The following is an 18362-nucleotide window of genomic DNA, read 5'->3' on the forward strand; positions in this document are numbered from 1 at the left end:
GGCGGCCGACGCCGCGCATCTGCAACTGGCGCTATGTCAGCCTGTCAATCGCAGCGTCAATTCGCCCGACGCAGCGCACAGAAATGGAACCCGTCGGTGCCGCTGAGCGCCGGCGACAGCGAGATATCGCTTGTCTTGCCGATCCGGGCGGCCGCTGCGTGGCCGGGGAAGCTGGCATCCCAGAGCGCGCGATGATCGACCGGGACAAAGCCCTTGTGCCGCTCGCGGAAGGCAGCGATCTGCTCGCCATTCTCCTCGTCGAACACCGAACAGGTGATGTAGACCAGCAGGCCGCCCGGTTTGACATAGGCCTTGGCCGCGTCGAGGATCGCCGACTGCTCGCCCTTGCGGGCATCGAGCTGTCTTTGCGTCAGCCGCCATTTGGCGTCGGGACGGCGCCGCCAGGTGCCGCTGCCGGTGCAGGGCGCATCGACCAGCACAATGTCCATATGGCCCACGAGGGGGCTGAGTTCAGCCGGCTTGGTGACGACCTGCACGTTGCGGTTTTCCGAACGGCGGAGGCGGTCGAAGATCGGCGCCAGTCGCGCCTTTTCGGCATCATGGGCGAAGACCTGGCCTTTGTTGGCCATCGCCGCAGACAGCGCCAGCGTCTTGCCGCCGGCGCCGGCGCAGAAGTCGAGCACCTGCATGCCGGCCTGCGCGCCGGCAAGGGCGGCAACGATCTGCGAACCCTCGTCCTGGACCTCGAACCAGCCTTTCTGGAAGGCCGGCTCGGCCTGTACGTTCGGGTGCCTGCCGTCGCCGTCGATGGGCGGGATGCGAATGCCTTGCGGCGCGATAGCAGCCGGTTTGGCGCCAGTGTCGGCGAGTTCGGCCAGCACTTTGGCGCGGTCGGATTGCAGCGTATTGACCCTGATGTCGAGCGGCGGGCGGGTCGCCAAAGCCGCCCCTTCCGCAACCCAGTCTGCGCCAAAGGATCGTTCGAAGAGCGGCGCGCACCAGTCGGGTATGTCCGCCCGCACCGCCTCCGGCGCGTCTTCAGGCCGGCGCTCGGCCAGCGCCTGCAACTCGGCGGCGCTGAGCAGCGGCGGCGCGAACTTGTCACCCTGGAGCGCATCGTTGAGCGATTGCGGCGTCTGGCCCCATTCGATGAGCAGCGCGCCGAAGCCGATGGTGCGGGGCGTGTCTTCACCTAAAAGCCAGCCGGCGGAACGTTTGTGGCGCAGCGCGTCGTAGACGATGTTGCCGATCGCCGCGCGGTCGCCGCCGCCCGCAAAGCGATGCGACAGGCCCCAATCTTTCAGCGCATCGGCCACCGGCCGGTGGCGCCGGCCAATGTCGTCCAGCACTTCAATGGCTGCCGCCAGCCGTCCGCCCAGTCGCATTCGTCATTCCATCTATCGAGCACAGTATCTTTCGGCCTGCTCTTAGAGCGTTTCGCGTCGAGATTGAACCCCGCTTGAATTTCGCGGCGACGAGGCCTTCCGCTCGCGGCCGACGATTTTCCCCGCCGGCAAATGTCCGCCCGCCGGCGATAACAAATCTCAAATATATGCAAGGTCTCTAATGTTGGTAACTGGCCGCCGTAAGCACGATCTGTGGCGCAATTGCTCTGCTTTCCAAGCTTTTGCGTTGGGAATACTCTTTGCGCCATGATTCGCGGCGCGGAAAAGCGGACCGACGGATCGATACGAGGAGAGGGCAATGAAAACGTATCTTGCGGAAGTTCTAGGGACATTTCTATTGGTGTTTATCGGCACGGCGTCGGTGGCGACGGGTGGCTTTCTCGCCGACTTGCCGCTGGGCCAGGAAGCCATCGGCCTGGCGTTCGGCATCGGCCTGATTGCGGCGGCTTACGCGGTGGGTCCCATCTCAGGCGCACATCTCAACCCGGCCGTCACGCTCGGCGTCTTCCTTGCCGGCCGGCTGCCGGCCAAGGGTGTGATTCCTTACTGGATCGCGCAGATCATCGGCGCCATTCTGGCCTCGCTGGCGCTGTGGATCATCGTCTCCGGCCAGACCGGCGGGCACACCACCGGTTTCGGCGCCAATGGCTGGGACGTGGCGAAATGGGGGACGAGTTCGGCCTTCCTGTGGGAGCTGATCGGCACCTTCACCTTCGTCACCGTCATCCTCGGCGTCACCGCCGAGAAGCACTCGACGGCGTTCGCCGGCCTGGTCATCGGCCTGACGCTGGCCGGACTGCACTTCGCAATGATCCCGGTGACCGGCACCTCGCTCAATCCGGCGCGTTCGATCGGCCCGGCGCTGTTTACCGGTGCCGCAGCCCTCAGCCAGCTCTGGCTGTTCATCGTTGCGCCGCTGATCGGCGGCGCAATCGCTGGCGTCGTCGCCAAGGCACGCATCTTCGAAAAGGACTGATTTCGAAGCCTGCGAAAACGAAGGGCGCGGGCCTCGGCCCGCGCCCTTCGTTTGGGAGGTTGCATCAGGCAGCGATGTCGAAACGGTCGGCGTTCATCACCTTGGTCCACGCCTTGACGAAATCGCCAACGAATTTCTGCCCGGCATCCGCCGACCCGTAGACCTCGGCCAGCGCGCGCAGCTGCGCATGCGAGCCGAAGATCAGGTCGGCGCGTGTGGCGGTCCACCTGACTGCCCTGGTCTTGCGGTCGCGTGCTTCATAGACCTCATGCGAGCCCGGCTCGGAGGCCGGATCCCAGATGGTGCTCATCGAGAGCAGGTTGACGAAGAAGTCGTTCGTCAGCGTGCCCGGCCTGTCGGTCAACACACCATGCTTCGAGCCGCCGGTGTTGGCGCCGAGCACGCGCAGGCCACCAACCAGCACCGTCATCTCCGGCGCCGTCAGGTTGAGCAGTTGCGCCCGGTCGACCAGCATGGCTTCGACCGACATCGGCGGTTTGCCCCTGACATAGTTGCGGAAGCCGTCAATTTTCGGCTCGAGCGCCGCAAAGGAATGGACGTCGGTCTGCGCCTGCGAGGCGTCGGTGCGGCCGGGCGTGAAGGGAACCTTCACCGCATTGCCGCCATCCTGCGCCGCTTTCTCGACCGCGGCGACGCCGCCGAGCACGATGAGGTCGGCCAGCGAGACCTTCTTGCCGCCTGCGTTGAACTCGTTCTGGATGGCTTCGAGCTTCGCCAGCACGGTGGCCAGTTCGACAGGCTGGTTGACCTCCCAGTCCTTCTGCGGCGCCAGACGAATGCGCGCGCCATTGGCGCCGCCGCGCTTGTCGGAGTTGCGGAAGGTCGAGGCCGAGGCCCAGGCGGTCGAGACCAATTGCGAAACGCTGAGGTCCGAAGCCAGGATCTTGGCCTTCAGCAATGCGATATCCTGGTCGCTGACCAGCTCATGGTCGACGGCCGGAACCGGATCCTGCCAGATCAGCTCTTCCTTCGGCACCAGCGGGCCGAGATACCGCACGACCGGCCCCATGTCGCGATGGGTGAGCTTGTACCAGGCACGGGCGAAGGCATCGGCGAACTGCTCCGGATGCTCGTGGAAGCGGCGCGAGATCTTCTCATAGGCCGGGTCGGCCCGCAGCGCGAGGTCGGTGGTCAGCATTGCCGGCGCATGACGCTTCGAGGGATTGTGCGCGTCCGGCACCGTAGCCGCGCCAGAGCCGCCCTTCGGCGTCCACTGATGGGCCCCGGCCGGGCTCTTGGTCAGCTCCCATTCGAAGTTGAAGAGATTGTCGAAGAAGTTGTTGCTCCACTTGGTCGGCGTCGTCGTCCAGGTAACTTCGAGGCCGGACGTGATCGCATCGCCGGCAATGCCGGTGGCATGCTTGCTCGACCAGCCGAGGCCCTGCGCCTCGATGCCCGCGCCTTCCGGCTCGGCGCCGACCAGTGTTGCATCACCGGCGCCATGGGTCTTGCCGAAGGTGTGGCCGCCGGCGATCAGCGCCACGGTTTCCTCATCGTTCATTGCCATGCGTCCGAAGGTCTCGCGGATGTCGCGGGCCGAGGCCAGCGGATCCGGCTTGCCGTTCGGCCCTTCCGGGTTGACGTAGATCAGGCCCATCTGCACCGCGCCGAGATGGCCGTGCAACTCACGGTCGCCGGAATAGCGCTTGTCGTCGAGCCACTTGGTTTCCGAACCCCAGTCGACATCCTGCTCGGGCTCCCAGACATCGGCGCGGCCACCGGCAAAGCCAAAGGTCTTGAAGCCCATCGATTCCAGCGCAACGTTGCCGGTGAGAATCAACAGGTCGGCCCAGGAGATCTTGCGGCCGTATTTCTGCTTGACCGGCCACAGCAGCCGGCGCGCCTTGTCGAGATTGGCGTTGTCCGGCCAACTGTTCAGCGGCGCGAAACGCTGCTGGCCCGCACCGGCGCCACCCCGGCCGTCGCCGATGCGATAGGTGCCGGCGCTGTGCCAGGCCATGCGGATGAACAGCGGCCCGTAATGGCCGAAATCGGCCGGCCACCAATCCTGCGAATCCGTCATCACCTTGTGCAAATCCTCGATCACCGCGTCGAGGTCGAGCGTCTTGAACTCCGCGGCGTAGTCGAAAGCTTCGCCCATCGGGTCCGAAAGGCTCGACTGCTGGTGGAGAACGCCGATGTCGAGCTGGTTCGGCCACCAGTCGCGGTTGGTCCTGGCGGAGGTTCCATGCGCGACCGGGCATTTGCCGGCGCTGTTGTCGTCGGTCATCGCGTCCATCTTGGCCTCCGAATTGCTGATTTATGTGTTGTTTTTTCCGGGCCGGCCGGGAGCCGCGCCACTCTGGAATGGTTCCAGACTAAGCCGTCTCTTCGATAAAAACAAATTGCCTTTCCTGTTTGTTGCGATAGGCTTTCCTTATGATTGGCTTGACCGTGCGGCAGATGCAATATTTCGAGGCTTTGGCGCAAACGCTGCATTTCGGCCGCGCCGCAAAACTCGCCGGCGTCAGCCAGCCGGCGCTGTCCGCGCAAATCGCCGAGATGGAGCAAAGGCTGAACTGCCGGCTGTTCGAGCGCGGCGGCAAGACGGTGCGGATGACGGAAGAGGCGCAAGCGCTGCTGCCACGCATCGAGCGCATCCTGCGCGACATCAGCGACGTCGAGACGACGGCCCGGCGCGGCCGCCCGGCCATGGAAGGCCGCTTCCGGCTGGGCATCATCCCGACCGTGGCGCCGTATCTTTTGCCGCATGTGCTCCCGGAGCTGAAGCGGCATTTTCCGTCCCTGCAGCTCGAACTGCGCGAAGCAGTGACGGCATCACTGGTCGAGGACACGGCAACCGGACGGCTCGACGCCTTCATCGCCGCGCTGCCGCTCGAGCAGCCGGGCCTGGTCACCGAGGAACTGTTCGCCGACCGCTTCTTCCTCGCCGTGCCAGCCGGAGATCCAGCCTTCGCCTCGCCACCGGTGCCGCCGGAAAGCCCGGCGCTGGAGCGGTTGATGCTTTTGGAGGAAGGCCACTGCCTGCGCGAACAGGCGCTGGCCCTGTGCGGCAGCGTGCGTCCCGTAGCGATGGCAAGCTACGGCGCCACCAGCCTGACGACGCTGCTGCAGATGGTGGCGCATGGTCTCGGCGTCACGCTCATCCCCGAAATGGCGGCAAGGCCGGCCAGCGCCATGCCGGACCTCAAGATCGTGCCGTTCCAGGAGCCAATGCCGCAACGCACGATCTGCCTCGCCTGGCGCCGCAACAAGGTGCGGCATGATGAATGCGTCGAGTTGGCGAAGATCATTCGGGGGTTGGATGCGGCGGTGCTGGGGGTGTGAGTCGTTTGGGTCTTGGATGTCGCCTTGGGAACCCCGAAAAGAAACTCAAATCAGGCGCGTTCGCGAATACCCGCATTGATGGCTGGTCGCCAGACCGCACCAAAGCCTCAAGGGATAAATACCAGAAAAACATACGTAAAAAATACAACGGCATGGACGATTCCGGTCAGGAAGGTCGTCCTTTCGTTGCTAAAGCTTACGCCGCATATGAAAAGCGCTAAAACCAAAAGTACTGCGTCAGCTTCCGGGAGCCCCAGGGTCAACCCTCGTCCCGTAAGCAGGCTGGCTGCTGCGACCGCAGGTATCGTCAAACCAATCGTGGCGCAAGCCGAACCCATTGCGACATTCAGGCCGCGCTGCAGCTCATTGTTGAGTGAAGCGCGAACCGCCGAAATGGCTTCCGGCATCAAAACCAGACCCGCGATCATTGCCCCCACAATGCTGTCAGCCTGGGTCACCTGGTAAGCAACGAGCGCATTTTCAACACTTGCGGCAACCTGCTCGGCGAGCATGACAATTCCGATCAGTCCGATTGCCAGGAGCAGAGCGCTGGAATAGATGCTTTTGTGAGGGGCGGTTCGCGCCGAAAGGTCGTGTGCCAGTCCTTCGATGAAGTCGTCCCGGTGCCGGACGGTTTGCGCGAACACAAAACTTGCATAGAGCAGCACGGAAAGTACGCTCACAAGGCCAAGCTGAGCTGCCGAAAATGTGCCGGGATCGGTGGTCCGCGTGTAGGTCGGCAGGATAAGCGTCATGACGGTCAGTGCGGCCAGAACCGCCAGATATGCGCTTGTCCCTTGCCGGACAATTGCCTGCTTGCGATGACGCCAGCCGCCAAACGTGAGACACGTCCCCACAACGCCGGTGGAGGCAATCATCACCGTCGAGAAGACGGACTCACGTGCAAGCGTGGGGTTGTTCTCTCCATGCAGCATCATGGAAACGATGATCGACACCTCGATTGCCGTTACGGCAAAAGTCAGCACCAATGTGCCGTAGGGTTCCCCCACACGGTGGGCCACCGCCTCGGCGTGATCGAGCACCACGAAAATAGTGATGAACATGATCGCACTCGAGAGCGCTCCGACGAGAATCCTGACGCTCGGCGAACCTTCGTCCACCGGTAGCCCGCTGGCTCTGACCGCAACGGCCAGTGCCAGCGCGGCCAAAGGCATCGCATAGGAAGTCGCTGATCGTGCGAAACCAGTCATTCAAGCCCCAATGCGTTCGGCGAACCTTGCGGAAGCCTGTCGAGCACCCCAGTGTCGTTTCGAAGCCGGGCAGTCCCGTCCCCCGGCGTTCAACCCTCAAGCCGTCTTCTGCACCACCAGCCCCAGTTCCTCCACCATCGCCTCGCGCATCAGAAACTTCTGCGGTTTTCCCGTCACCGTCATCGGCAGTTCGGTGCGGAAGCGGATGTAGCGGGGGATTTTGTAGTGGGCGATCTGGCCGGCGCAGAAATTCTTGATCTCCTGCTCGGTGGCGATCTGGTTGGGCTTCAGCACGATCCAGGCGCACAGCTCCTCGCCATATTTGGCGTCGGGAATACCGAACACCTGCACCTCCTTGACCTTGGGATGGCGGTAGAGGAATTCCTCGACCTCTCTGGGATAGACGTTTTCGCCGCCGCGGATAACCATGTCCTTGACCCGGCCGACAATGTTGCAATAGCCCTCGGCATCTATGGTGGCGAGGTCGCCGGTGTGCATCCAGCCATCGGCGTCGATCGCCTCGCGGGTTTTTTCCGCGTCGTCCCAATAACCCTTCATCACGGAATAGCCGCGTGTGCAAAGCTCCCCGGGCGTGCCGATTGCGACGGTGGCGCCATCGGCGTCGATGGCCTTGACCTCGACATGCGGGTGGATGCGGCCGACCGTGGAGACGCGCTTTTCCAGCGGGTCGTCAACGCTGCTCTGGAACGACACCGGGCTGGTCTCGGTCATGCCATAGGCGATGGTCACCTCTTCCATATGCATCAGCGACACCACCTTCTTCATCACCTCGATCGGGCATGGCGAGCCCGCCATGATGCCGGTGCGCAGGCTGGAGAGATCGAAGCCGGCGAAGTCGGTGTGGTCGAGCATGGCGACGAACATTGTGGGAACACCGTAGAGGCCGGTGCAGCGTTCCTGCGCCACCGCTTTCAGTGTGGCGCCCGCGTCAAAACCCTCGCCCGGAAAGACCATCGTCGCGCCCTTGGTGACGCAGCCCATCGTGCCCATCGACATGCCGAAGCAGTGGTAGAGCGGCACCGGGATGCAGAGCCGGTCGTCGACGGTGAGCTTGGTTGCCGCGGTGACGAAATTGCCGTTGTTGACGATGTTGGTGTGGGTCAGCGTCGCGCCCTTGGGCGCGCCCGTCGTGCCCGAAGTGAACTGGATGTTGATGGGTTCGCCCGGCTTCAGCCCTTCGGAGATGCGGTCGAGGCTGTCATGCTCGTCGCGGCCGGCCATCGACAGCACATCGGCGAAATTGAACATGCCGGGCGAGTTGTCATCGCCCATGCGGATGACAATCTTCAGCGTCGGCAATTTCTGCGCCTTGAGCTTGCCGGGGGTGGCCTTGGCGAGCTCCGGCGCCAGCGTCTCGATCATGCCGAGATAGTCGGAGGTCTTGAAACTGGCGGCGGTGACCAGCGCCTTGCAGCCGACCTTGTTGAGGGCATACTCGAGCTCCGTCAGCCGGTAGGCCGGGTTGATGTTGACCAGGATCAGGCCGATGCGAGCGGTGGCGAATTGGGTGACCAGCCATTCCCAGCGGTTGGGCGACCAGATGCCGACACGGTCGCCTTTTTCGAGGCCGAGCGCCAGGAAGCCGGCGGCGAGCGTATCGACCGTGTCCGACAGTTCGCTCCAGGTGAAGCGCTTGTCCTGGCCGACGAAGACGGCAGCATCCTGCGTGGCGTATTTGCTGACCGTGCCGGAGAAAAGCTGAGGGATCGTCTTGTCGAGCAGCGGCACCGAACGGTCGCCCGACACATGTGCCCGGCCGTCGAGCGGAGCGATGAAAGCCCTGCCGCGCCCGCGCAGATTGGTGGCGTTCTTAAGCTCGTCGAGATTGATCGCCATCGCCGTTTCCTCCCGGGATATGGCGAGCCTATCAGCCTGATTGGATGGTGGAAAGTAGAGGCGGTTCCCCTCCCCCTCGCGGGGAGGGTGCCTCGCGAAGCGAGGCGGGTGGGACCCTCGGCGAAGTGCTCGACTTCCTTGCTCACGGTCGACCCGGCTTGGGTCGTCTCGCGTCGAGCACTGCCGGAGCGACCCCACCCGTCCATCCGCCTTTGGCGGCTGTCCTCCCTCCCCTCAAGGGGGAGGGAGCGCGCTCATCTTCGCGGCTATTTCCCGCACTAGCGCCTCATCCGCAGCAGCACGATCTTTCCGGGCAGCCACGAGGCAGGCCTGCGACTTCAGCACAACCCCATCGGCCAGCACCTTGAGATGGTTGGCGCGCAGGGTCGAGCCGGTGGTGGTGATGTCGACGATGACATCGGCAAGGCCTGCCGCCGGCGCGCCTTCGGTGGCGCCGAGGCTTTCGACGATGCGGTAGACCTGGATGCCGTGCTTTTGCGAGAAGAACTGCTGCGTGAGCCGCCAGTATTTGGTTGCGATCCTCAGCCGCCTGCCGTGGCGCTGGCGGAAATCGGCGGCGACATCGTCGAGATCGGCCATAGTATCGACGTCGAGCCAGATGCCGGGCACCGCGACCACGACATCGGCGTGGCCGAAGCCGAGGCGAGCGACGATTTCGGCGCGCGCCTCCCAGTCGGCGAGGTTTTCGCGCAGCAGATCCTCGCCGGTAATGCCGAGGTCGACCGAACCTTGGCCGATCTCGCCGGCAATTTCGGACGCCGACAGAAACGCCACCTCGATGCCCTCCGTGCCGTCGATGCGGGCGCGGTACTGGCGCTCGTCACCGGGCAGACTGACGGCAAGCCCGGCCCTGGCCAGCACCTCCAAGGCCTGCTCCTTCAGCCGGCCTTTCGACGGGATCGCCAGCGTGATCATTTGGGCTCCCCCCGCAGCGCTTCGATGCGGTCGAGCCAGACGGAAAAGCCGACGCCGGGGATCGGCGTCTTGGCGCCGAGCAGCGTGAGCAGCCGGTCGTAACGGCCGCCGCCGGCCAACGGCCGCTCGCCGTTCTCAGCCGCGATCTCGAAGACGATGCCGGTGTAATAATCCAGCGGACGGCCAAAGGCGGCGTCGTAGCGGATTGTCCTGGTCGGCAGGCCATGCGCCTCGATGGCCTTGGCGCGGGCGGCGAATTTTTCCAGCGCCGCGCCCAGCGAAAGCCCGGCAGAGGCCGCAAAGCTTTCGAGCGCAGCGCTGGCGCCGTCGAGCGGCACGTCGATGGCGAGAAAATCCCTGAGTGCTGCAAAGGCCTCGTTCGACAGCCGCACGCTGCGCAGTTCGCCCTTTTCGATCAGCCGTCGGGCAATGTCGACCGGCGCGCGTCCGCCGGATGCCAGCAGGCCGGCCTCTTCCATGCCGCCGGCAATGTGGGCGGAAAGCGCTTCGAGATCGCCATCTAGGACAAGGGCCGCGACTTCGCCGTCAAGCTGACCGTTGCGTGGCGGGTTGGCGAGATCGGACAACGCTGCCTGCAGCATCGGCGCCGAACCGAAGGCGCGCGCAAGTCGCATGCGCCAGCCGCGCGGCAGGCCGAGGGCCGCCAGCACCGCCTCGAAGATGGTCTGGTCGCCGAGCGTGATCGCCAGAGGTTGCGCCGGCAGAACCAGCTCAAGCAGCGCATGCGCATCAGCCAGCGAACGGGCATCGGCCTCAGCCATGTCGCGGTCGCCGAGATCCTCGATGCCGGCCTGAAAGAACTCGTTGCCGCCCTCGCGGCGCTGGCGGAACACTTCGCCGAGATAGGAATAGCGGCGCGGCGTGCCGGCCTGCGAGGCGATGTGGTCGAGGCAGACGGGGATGGTGAATTCGGGCCGCAGACACAGCGTCTTGCCGGTCTCGCTTTCCGTGAGAAAGATGCGGCGGCGCAGATCCTCGCCGGCCATATCGAGGAATGGGTCGGCCGGCTGCAGCACCGCGACCTCGACCGCATGGGTGTTGCGGGTGGCGAAGAGCTTGGTGATTTCCGTCGCGATTGCGGGGCGGGAGGTCATGGGCGGCGCGAGGCACCCCCCTCTGGCCTGCCGGCCATCTCCCCCTCAAGGGGGGAGATTGGCAGCTTGCGGCGCAGCGCCTCTTCTTCACCGGCGGAGATTGGCGAAAGCCTACGCAACATCCAATCTCCCCCCTTGAGGGGGAGATGGCCGGCAGGCCAGAGGGGGGCGTTCAAGCGCCACCCTTCGCACGGTCAGCGGCCTGCGCAGCCAAAATCTTCTTCACCTCGGCGACCAGCTCAGCCTCCGGCACCGTGACCTGTGCCGGTCTTGCGGCGCGCCATTCGGCGTTGTCGGCGATTTCAGCGGACATGCGCGCGCCTTCGATCAGATCCTTGATCTGCAGCTCGCCCTTGGCGCGCTCGTCGCCGCCCTGGATAACGGCGACCGGGCTGCCGCGGCGGTCGGCATATTTCAGCTGCGCCTTCATGCCGGCGCCGCCGAGATACATTTCGGAGCGGATGCCGGCCGCGCGCAGATCGGCCACCATCTTCTGGTAGCGACCGAGGCTTTCCGTATCCTTGTCCATCACCAGCACGACGACCGGCGCGATGACATCGGTGGTGTCCAGCTTGCCGAGGTTCTTCAGCGCCGTCATCAGGCGGGAGACGCCGATCGAAAAGCCGGTCGCCGGCACCGGCTCGCCACGGAAGCGCGAGACCAGCCCGTCATAGCGGCCGCCACCACCGACCGAACCGAAGCGCACGATCTGGCCGTCTTCGTTGGGGATTTCGGCCAGAAGCTCGGCCTCGAAAACCGGGCCGGTGTAGTATTCGAGGCCACGAACGACGGAGCGGTCCATGGCGATGCGATCTTCGCCATATCCGGCCGCCCTGACCAGGGCTTCAATCGTCGCGAGCTCGCCGACGCCTTCTTGGTAAGTCGGGTTCGAGCTCACTATGGAAACCTGGTCGACCTGTGCGTTCCTTGCCGTGGCGAGGAGAACTGCTTCAGCTTGCCCGTCGTCCAAACCAGCGCCCTTGGCGAAGTCGCCCTCGCCTTCCTTGCCGCCATCCCATCGGCCCGGCCCAAGCAGAAGCTTCACGCCTTCCGGCCCGAGCTTGTCCAGCTTGTCGATGGCGCGCAGCACGGTCAGCCGGCGGCCGGCATTGTTGTCACCGCCAAGGCCGATCGCCTCCAGCACGCCATCCAGCACCTTGCGGTTGTTGACCCGGATGACGTAGTCGCCACGCTTGATGCCAAGCGCTTCCATCACGTCGGCCATCATCATGGCCATCTCGGCGTCGGCTGCGACGCCCGGCGTACCGATCGTGTCGGCGTCGAACTGCATGAACTGGCGGAAGCGGCCCGGGCCGGGCTTTTCGTTGCGGAACACCCAGCCGGAGCGGTAGCTGCGATAGGGTTTCGGCAGCTTCTCAAAATTCTCGGCGACGTAGCGCGCCGTCGGCGCGGTCAGGTCGTAGCGCAGCGACAGCCACTGCTCATCATCGTCCTGGAAAGAAAATACGCCCTCATTAGGCCGGTCCTGGTCGGGCAGGAACTTGCCCAGCGCATCGGTGTATTCGATCAGCGGCTGGTCGGCCGGCTCGAAACCGTAGAGCTCATAGACCGAACGGATCGTCGCCATCATCTTCTCGACGGCGCGGATATCGTCGGCGCTGCGGTCGGCAAAGCCGCGCGGCAGCCGCGCTTTCGTCTTTTCCGATTTGTCGGCCATGGGATGGGTCTTTTCGCTAAGTAATCGATAACTTATTTGGAGTCGGCGTGTCCTAACCGAAGCGGCTTGGTGCGGCAAGGGTTTGCGCTCTTTCCTTCTCATTCGAAACAAAACGCACCAAAAGGAAACAATTCCGCCATCGGCGCGGCATCGTGCCGACACAATCAGAGCCGATAAGCGCGCCGAAACAAGGGGTGGGCCCATGACCACGGCGGAACGCAAATTCGATATTGGAGACGAGGGCTCGTATGAAGTCCGGCTGCGGCCGGCCGAGAGCCGTGCGCAGGTGACGGCGAGCCCCGGTCCGTTTGAGGTCACTGCCGACGAGCGCAAGGGCTCCACCGTGCGCGAGGCGCTGATGACTGGATTGCTGGTGATTTATCCGGCCTTTGCGGCACTGGCGGCGATTGTCGCCGGGCTTTTTCTGACGGGCGCCAGCGGGACGTGAGTTCCTTACCCTCCCCCTTTTGGGGAGGGTCGACGTAGCGTCGGGGTGGGGGTGCGGCGCCAAGATACCCCCACCCGCGCCTTCGGCGCGACCTCCCCACAAGGGGAGGTAGGGGGACAGCGCCCTACTTCGGCCTCTTAAAGGCCTTGCGTTCCTTCTCCACCTGCTCCCGGCACACGCAGCCTTCGAGATGGTCGTTGACCAGACCCATCGCCTGCATGAAGGCGTAGACCGTCGTCGGGCCGACAAAGGTCCAGCCGCGCTTTTTCAACTCCTTCGAAATCCTGATCGAGACCCCTGTCGTCGGGTTGGCGCGTAGATGCGCCATGTCCACCACCGCCGGCCGCTCCTTCGGCCCCGGCTCGAACTTCCAGAACCAAGCGGCCAGCGAGCCGAACTCGTCGACCATTTCGCACGCCCGTTTGGCGTTGTTGATGGTCGAGACGATCTTGCCGCGGTGGCGGATGATGCCGGCATTGGCGACCAGGCGCTCGACATCCTCGTCGGTGAAGGCAGCGACCTTGTCGAAGTCGAAACCGGCGAAGGCCTCGCGGAAATTCTCGCGCTTGCGCAGAATGGTCAGCCAGGACAGGCCGGACTGAAAGCCTTCGAGGCAGATCTTTTCGAACAGCCTGCGGTCGTCGGCGACCGGCCGGCCCCATTCATGGTCGTGGTAGTGCAGATAGTCCGGCAGATTGCCGTGCCAGAAGCAGCGCGTGATCCCGTCGGAGCCGGTAAGCAGTCCGGTGTTGTCTTGCGCCATGGCCAATCCATCCGTTAACGCGCTTTCGCGCTGCATTTACCGCGGCTTTACCAGATTCCTGAACCCGGCGGTAACCACACCAAAAGGTTTACTGACAAAGCGGCATTTTACGCATTCCGATTCATGTTTCGGTTGTGGCTTCGCGCCAAGGATCGCGCAACCGGGGGCAAGTTCCGCCTCCGTCCGTTCGACGATCAAGGTGCGTTCCGATGAAGATCTTTTTGCGTTCCGTGCTCGGCGCCGTGGCCATTCTGGCCGCCGGCGTCACCTCGTCTGCCGCCAACGACCGCTATGCCGACAGGCCGCCGGTGATGGTGAGCCCCGACCTTTCCGCGCCCTGGGTGCTGCAGCTTGGCCGCGCGCCCGGCATCGTGCGGCAGAGCCGCCAGTTCGTGCAGCAGCAGCCACGCCTTCGCTATGCGCAGCCAGCGCGACCCGATCGGGTGCGCACTGCTTCCGTGCAGGCGCCGGCCAAGCGCGTGGTGATGCGGCCGCAGATCAATCCGCTCTATCTGCCGCAGGAAGTCGCCTATGACGGCCCGCAGAAGCCGGGCACGATCGTCATCGATACGACGCAGAACTTCCTGTTCCTGGTCGAGAAGAACGGCAAGGCGCGGCGCTATGGCGTCGGCACCGGCAAGCCTGGGTTCGAATGGTCTGGCACGCACAAGATCACCAACAAGCGCGTCTGGCCGGACTGGCGCCCGCCAGCGGAGATGATCAAGCGCGAGGCTGCCAGGGGCCGCTACCTCCCGACCTATCTGGCCGGTGGCGAAGAGAATCCGCTCGGCGCCCGCGCGCTCTATCTCGGCACGACGGAATACCGCATCCACGGCACCAACCAGCCATGGACCATCGGCGGCTCGGTATCTTCCGGCTGTATCCGCATGCGCAACGAGGACGTGGTTGACCTTTACGAGAGGGTCAATGTTGGAACGACCGTGGTCGTGATATAGTCGGCTACCGAATCATCTGGTTCAGAAGGCTAGACCTTCAGGGATCGGGAAGAGTTTACGGGGGACGGGCCGTGTGGGGATGCGGCCAGTCAGGAAAGGGCAGCCCGGGAAACCGCGCTGCCCTTTCTCTTTGCGGCTATAGCTGAGCCAGGCTGCGCCAGAACGTCGCGCCAGGGGGATGACGGTTCGCTTTCACGCTGCCTTGCCGCATTTCCCCTGCTATAGGGACGGCCAAACTCCCCTGCGCCAAACTCGCTGCAAAGGTTCAGCCATGTCTCCGCCAGACGATAGCCGCTATCTCCGGGGCGGCCCGGTCGCCCAGCGCATCATGGCATCCGTGCGCGAGGATGCCGCCATCGCCACCGCCGAAGGTTTTCCGCCCAAGCTGGTGTCGATCACCGTCGGCGATACCGCTGCCGTCGATGTCTATGTGCGCAACCAGCGCGCCAAGGCCGCGCTTGCCGGCATCGGTTTCGAGGAGCGGCGGTTCCCCGCCGACATCAGCGCCGGCGAACTCGAGGCGGCGATCCACGGCCTGAACGCCGACCCGCGCGTCACCGGCATCATCATCCAGCGGCCGGTGCCGGCGCATATCCCGATCAAGACGCTGCAAGCGGCGGTGCATCCACTGAAGGACGTCGAGGGCATGCATCCGGCGTCGATCGGCAATATCGTCTACAACCAGCTCGACCTCGCGCCTTGCACGGCTGCGGCCTCGGTCGAGCTGCTCAAGGAAACCGGCCTCGACCTCAAGGGGCTCGAAGTCGTCGTCGTCGGCCATTCCGAGATCGTCGGCAAGCCGATTGCCTTCCTGCTGATGAGCGAAGGCGCAACGGTGACGGTGTGCCATCACATGACGCGCTCGGTGGCGGCACATGCGCGCCGCGCCGATGCGCTGTTCGTCGCCGTCGGCAAGCCGCGGCTGATCAAGGCCGACATGGTGAAGCCCGGTGCGGCCGTCATCGACATCGGCATCAATTCCGAGATCGGCCCGGACGGCACGAGCCGCATCGTCGGCGACGTCGACACCGAGAGCGTGAAGGAAGTCGCGTCCTGGATCACGCCGGTGCCGGGCGGCGTCGGCCCGATCACTGTGGCGATCCTCTTGCGCAACACAATGGTCGCGCTCAGCCGCCAGCGCGCGCGCTACCAGGCGACGTATGGCGTGGTGGACCGGCTGGCAGCGGAATAGCTGCTTACTCGGCGGCGACCAGGTTTCCTTCGGAGACGCCCTCCGGCTTCGGACCACCATAGGCCCAGTCGAGCAGCTTGATCGTGTGCACCACCGGCAGCTTCGCGGCGGAAGCGATCTGGGTGATGCAGCCGATGTTGCCGGTGGCGACGATTTCGGCGTCGGTCGCCTCGATGTTCTTCACCTTGCGGTCACGCAACCTTGCGGAAATCTCCGGCTGCAGGATGTTGTAGGTGCCGGCGGAGCCGCAGCACAGATGCCCCTCGCGCGGTTCGCGCACGACGAAGCCCGCCTTGGACAGCAATTCCTTCGGCTGGCGGATGATCTTCTGACCGTGCTGCATCGAGCAGGCGGAGTGATAGGCGACGACGGTGCCGGGTTTGCGCACCGGCTCGGGCAGGTCGAGGCTTGCGAGATATTCGGTAATGTCCCTGGCCAGCGCCGAGACCCGCGCGGCCTTGTCGGCATAGGCCGGATCGAGGCGCAGCATGAAGCCGTAGTCCTTGATCGTTGTGCCGCAGCCGGACGCGGTGATGACGATGGCATCGAGCCCGCCCTGGTCGATGGCACGCGTCCACGCATCGACATTCTGCCGGGCCGAGGCAAGGGCTGCTGCCTCGCGGCCCATATGATGGACAACCGCGCCACAGCAGGCTTCGCCCTGCGGCACCACGACCTCGACGCCAAGCCTGGTCAGCAATGCAATCGTCGTCTCGTTGATGGCGGGGTCGAGTACCGATTGGGCGCAGCCGGTGAGGATGGCGACGCGGCCTCTCTTCGTCCCCTGCCCGGCATGAATGCCGGAAGAGGCCATTGGCGAGACCGTCGGGATCGAGGCCGGTGCCAGCTTCAGCATCGCGCTGAGCGGCTTCAGGGCCGACACCTTTTCGAACAGACGAATGAATGGCTTGCCGAGTCTCGCCAATTTCAGCGCGGCGCGAAAGCGCGCGGGATAGGGCAGCACGAAGGCCAGCATGGCGCGGGTGAGCCGGTCGAGCAGCGGCCGCTTGTAAGTTTCCTCGATATGGGCGCGGGCATGGTCGACCAAGTGCATGTAATTGACGCCCGACGGGCAGGTCGTCATGCAGGCGAGGCAGGACAGGCAGCGGTCGATATGGGTGACGATCTCCTTGTCGGCCGGGCGGCCGTTCTCCAGCATGTCCTTGATGAGATAGATCCGCCCGCGTGGCGAATCCAGCTCGTTGCCCAATGTCACATAGGTCGGGCAAGTGGCGGTGCAGAAGCCGCAATGCACGCATTTGCGCAGGATCTTCTCCGATTCCGCGACATGCGGATCAGCAAGCTGGGCAAGGGAGAAGTTGGTTTGCATTATCTTAGCCTTGGGCCATGCGGCCGGGATTGAGGATGGACTTGGGATCGAACTCGGCCTTGAGCCGCGCCGACAGTGCGGCCAGATGCGGCGCCTGCGGCTCGAACACCGGAACGGCGGCGCGATACGAAGGGGTGGCGCGCACCAGCGTCGCGTGGCCGCCGCGATGCTTTCTGATCAGCCCGCGCAGCAGGGCGGCCTCGGGATCGCCCTCCTCCATGCGCAGCCAGACCAGCCCGCCCTGCCAGTCGTAGAAGGCGCTGACACCGATCTGCATGCGCAGCGTCAGCACCATCTGATGGGCCTGAGACGGCGCCATGGAGACGCGCCAGACCGGCTTTTCGCTACGGTCGGCGAATGGCGTGCAGTCCCTTATGTCACGCCAGAGGGTATGCGATGTCTCACCTGCGATCTCCTGCAGCGGGCCGGCATTTTTCAGCAGGGTCTTCAGCGCCTCAATGCGATAGGCGACCGATGGGCCAAACCCTTCGACGCGCAGCAGCGTTGCAGCGTCAGTGCCTAGACTGCCCCCGGCAATGCGCGCGGCGATGCGTTCGGGCAGATGGGCCGCGCTCGACACTTCGGCGCTGGAGCCGAGCGCCAGCGCCATGGCGGCAGAGGCGGCATCGTCGAGTAGGCCGCGCATGGCAAGCGTCACCTCGGTCTCGGCCGCCGGCAGCACCTTGAAGGTGACATCGGTGAACACGGCCAGCGTGCCCCAGCTGTTGGCCATCAGCTTCGACAGATCGTAGCCGGTGACATTCTTGACGACGCGGCCGCCGGACTTGAAGGCCTCGCCGCGTCCGGCAACCGCATTGATTCCCAGAATATGGTCTCGTGCAGCCCCCGCCTTCAGCCGGCGCGGGCCGGACAGGTTCGCGGCGAGCACGCTGCCGATCGTGCCCTTGCCGGGCTCGCCGCCGAGTAAAGGACCGTAATCCATCGGTTCGAAGGCGAGTTGCTGGCCGCTTTCGGCGAGCAGGTTTTCGATCTCGGAAAGCGGCGTGCCGGCCTTGGCCGACAGTACCAACTCGGCCGGCTCGTAGAGGGTGACGCCGGTGAGCTTCGAAAGATCGAGCGTGTGTTCGCTCTGCTGTGGCCGGCCGATGCCGCGCTTGGAGCCGTGGCCGATGATTTCCAAAGGTGACTCTTCCGCCGCCGCCCATTGGACGGTGGAGAGGATCTCGGCCGATGTGGTGGGGGTGAAGGTCGTCATGGCGAAGA

15 protein-coding genes are annotated in these 18362 nt (G+C 64.5%); 5 read left to right on the forward strand and 10 right to left on the reverse strand.

Annotated elements, in window-relative coordinates:
* Positions 1 to 56 precede the first annotated feature (56 nt).
* Complete coding sequence (locus NKL04_RS18335) at positions 57 to 1346, reverse strand: RsmB/NOP family class I SAM-dependent RNA methyltransferase (protein ID WP_023701301.1); 1290 nt, start codon at positions 1344 to 1346, stop codon at positions 57 to 59.
* Between the two features lie 319 nt (positions 1347 to 1665).
* On the opposite strand from NKL04_RS18335, the gene NKL04_RS18340 reads away from it, so the two are divergent.
* Positions 1666 to 2343, forward strand: coding sequence for an MIP family channel protein (locus tag NKL04_RS18340; RefSeq protein ID WP_023686840.1), 678 nt, complete (start codon positions 1666 to 1668; stop codon positions 2341 to 2343).
* Positions 2344 to 2407: 64 nt separating this feature from the next.
* Here the strand turns inward: NKL04_RS18340 and katG are convergent, their stop codons facing one another.
* On the reverse strand, positions 2408 to 4603 hold the full coding sequence (gene katG / locus NKL04_RS18345) for a catalase/peroxidase HPI (protein WP_023667720.1): 2196 nt from the start codon (positions 4601 to 4603) through the stop codon (positions 2408 to 2410).
* A 140-nt stretch (positions 4604 to 4743) separates the two neighbouring features.
* Between katG and NKL04_RS18350 the strand changes: the two genes are divergently transcribed.
* Complete coding sequence (locus NKL04_RS18350) at positions 4744 to 5652, forward strand: hydrogen peroxide-inducible genes activator (RefSeq protein ID WP_023667719.1); 909 nt, start codon at positions 4744 to 4746, stop codon at positions 5650 to 5652.
* A gap of 107 nt (positions 5653 to 5759) precedes the next feature.
* Here the strand turns inward: NKL04_RS18350 and NKL04_RS18355 are convergent, their stop codons facing one another.
* From NKL04_RS18355 to hisS, 5 genes are all read right to left on the reverse strand, one after another.
* A complete protein-coding gene (locus tag NKL04_RS18355) occupies positions 5760 to 6863 on the reverse strand; it encodes a calcium:cation antiporter (RefSeq protein ID WP_023701299.1) in 1104 nt (367 codons plus the stop codon).
* Between the two features lie 96 nt (positions 6864 to 6959).
* Positions 6960 to 8720 carry an AMP-binding protein gene (locus NKL04_RS18360; protein WP_023667717.1) on the reverse strand — a complete coding sequence of 587 codons (1761 nt, stop codon included), beginning with the start codon at positions 8718 to 8720 and terminating at the stop codon, positions 6960 to 6962.
* A 234-nt stretch (positions 8721 to 8954) separates the two neighbouring features.
* The gene (hisG, locus tag NKL04_RS18365) at positions 8955 to 9656 is read right to left on the reverse strand and encodes an ATP phosphoribosyltransferase (RefSeq protein ID WP_023701298.1); all 702 of its coding nucleotides are present in this window, start codon (positions 9654 to 9656) and stop codon (positions 8955 to 8957) included.
* A complete protein-coding gene (locus NKL04_RS18370) occupies positions 9653 to 10771 on the reverse strand; it encodes an ATP phosphoribosyltransferase regulatory subunit (protein WP_023667715.1) in 1119 nt (372 codons plus the stop codon). Before NKL04_RS18370 ends, hisG begins: the two co-directional genes overlap by 4 nt.
* A gap of 172 nt (positions 10772 to 10943) precedes the next feature.
* Entirely contained in the window at positions 10944 to 12449 is a 1506-nt protein-coding gene (gene hisS / locus NKL04_RS18375) for a histidine--tRNA ligase (protein ID WP_023701297.1), read from the reverse strand.
* Positions 12450 to 12651: 202 nt separating this feature from the next.
* Here hisS and NKL04_RS18380 point away from each other — a divergent pair, with 202 nt between their 5' ends.
* Positions 12652 to 12897, forward strand: a complete 246-nt coding sequence (locus tag NKL04_RS18380) for a hypothetical protein (RefSeq protein WP_023701296.1) — start codon at positions 12652 to 12654, stop codon at positions 12895 to 12897.
* 124 nt (positions 12898 to 13021) lie between these two features.
* Here NKL04_RS18380 and NKL04_RS18385 read toward each other — a convergent pair whose 3' ends face one another.
* On the reverse strand, positions 13022 to 13660 hold the full coding sequence (locus NKL04_RS18385) for a DNA-3-methyladenine glycosylase I (RefSeq protein WP_023670545.1): 639 nt from the start codon (positions 13658 to 13660) through the stop codon (positions 13022 to 13024).
* Positions 13661 to 13869: 209 nt separating this feature from the next.
* On the opposite strand from NKL04_RS18385, the gene NKL04_RS18390 reads away from it, so the two are divergent.
* On the forward strand, positions 13870 to 14616 hold the full coding sequence (locus NKL04_RS18390; RefSeq protein WP_023670546.1) for a L,D-transpeptidase: 747 nt from the start codon (positions 13870 to 13872) through the stop codon (positions 14614 to 14616).
* Positions 14617 to 14887: 271 nt separating this feature from the next.
* A complete protein-coding gene (locus tag NKL04_RS18395; protein ID WP_023670547.1) occupies positions 14888 to 15808 on the forward strand; it encodes a bifunctional 5,10-methylenetetrahydrofolate dehydrogenase/5,10-methenyltetrahydrofolate cyclohydrolase in 921 nt (306 codons plus the stop codon).
* A 4-nt stretch (positions 15809 to 15812) separates the two neighbouring features.
* Here NKL04_RS18395 and glcF read toward each other — a convergent pair whose 3' ends face one another.
* Both glcF and NKL04_RS18405 read right to left on the reverse strand, forming a co-directional pair.
* Positions 15813 to 17138: a glycolate oxidase subunit GlcF gene (glcF, locus tag NKL04_RS18400; protein WP_023681832.1), complete on the reverse strand. Its 1326-nt coding sequence runs from the start codon at positions 17136 to 17138 to the stop codon at positions 15813 to 15815.
* Positions 17139 to 17142: 4 nt separating this feature from the next.
* The gene (locus NKL04_RS18405) at positions 17143 to 18354 is read right to left on the reverse strand and encodes an FAD-binding protein (RefSeq protein ID WP_023681833.1); all 1212 of its coding nucleotides are present in this window, start codon (positions 18352 to 18354) and stop codon (positions 17143 to 17145) included.
* Between the last annotated feature and the right edge of the window lie 8 nt (positions 18355 to 18362).

The organism is Mesorhizobium sp. C264A, from assembly GCF_040324515.1.
In the GTDB taxonomy this organism is placed as follows: domain Bacteria; phylum Pseudomonadota; class Alphaproteobacteria; order Rhizobiales; family Rhizobiaceae; genus Mesorhizobium.

Bases quoted from the DNA above. Each gene is read 5' to 3' on its own strand.
- NKL04_RS18355 (WP_023701299.1), bottom strand. From the start codon at position 6,863: ATGACTGGTTTCGCACGATCAGCGACTTCCTATGCGATGCCTTTGGCC.
- NKL04_RS18380 (WP_023701296.1), top strand. From the start codon at position 12,652: ATGACCACGGCGGAACGCAAATTCGATATTGGAGACGAGGGCTCGTAT.
- NKL04_RS18340 (WP_023686840.1), top strand. From the start codon at position 1,666: ATGAAAACGTATCTTGCGGAAGTTCTAGGGACATTTCTATTGGTGTTT.
- hisG (WP_023701298.1), bottom strand. From the start codon at position 9,656: ATGATCACGCTGGCGATCCCGTCGAAAGGCCGGCTGAAGGAGCAGGCC.
- NKL04_RS18360 (WP_023667717.1), bottom strand. From the start codon at position 8,720: ATGGCGATCAATCTCGACGAGCTTAAGAACGCCACCAATCTGCGCGGG.
- glcF (WP_023681832.1), bottom strand. From the start codon at position 17,138: ATGCAAACCAACTTCTCCCTTGCCCAGCTTGCTGATCCGCATGTCGCG.
- NKL04_RS18390 (WP_023670546.1), top strand. From the start codon at position 13,870: ATGAAGATCTTTTTGCGTTCCGTGCTCGGCGCCGTGGCCATTCTGGCC.
- NKL04_RS18350 (WP_023667719.1), top strand. From the start codon at position 4,744: ATGATTGGCTTGACCGTGCGGCAGATGCAATATTTCGAGGCTTTGGCG.
- katG (WP_023667720.1), bottom strand. From the start codon at position 4,603: ATGGACGCGATGACCGACGACAACAGCGCCGGCAAATGCCCGGTCGCG.
- NKL04_RS18370 (WP_023667715.1), bottom strand. From the start codon at position 10,771: ATGACCTCCCGCCCCGCAATCGCGACGGAAATCACCAAGCTCTTCGCC.
- NKL04_RS18405 (WP_023681833.1), bottom strand. From the start codon at position 18,354: ATGACGACCTTCACCCCCACCACATCGGCCGAGATCCTCTCCACCGTC.
- NKL04_RS18385 (WP_023670545.1), bottom strand. From the start codon at position 13,660: ATGGCGCAAGACAACACCGGACTGCTTACCGGCTCCGACGGGATCACG.
- hisS (WP_023701297.1), bottom strand. From the start codon at position 12,449: ATGGCCGACAAATCGGAAAAGACGAAAGCGCGGCTGCCGCGCGGCTTT.
- NKL04_RS18335 (WP_023701301.1), bottom strand. From the start codon at position 1,346: ATGCGACTGGGCGGACGGCTGGCGGCAGCCATTGAAGTGCTGGACGAC.
- NKL04_RS18395 (WP_023670547.1), top strand. From the start codon at position 14,888: ATGTCTCCGCCAGACGATAGCCGCTATCTCCGGGGCGGCCCGGTCGCC.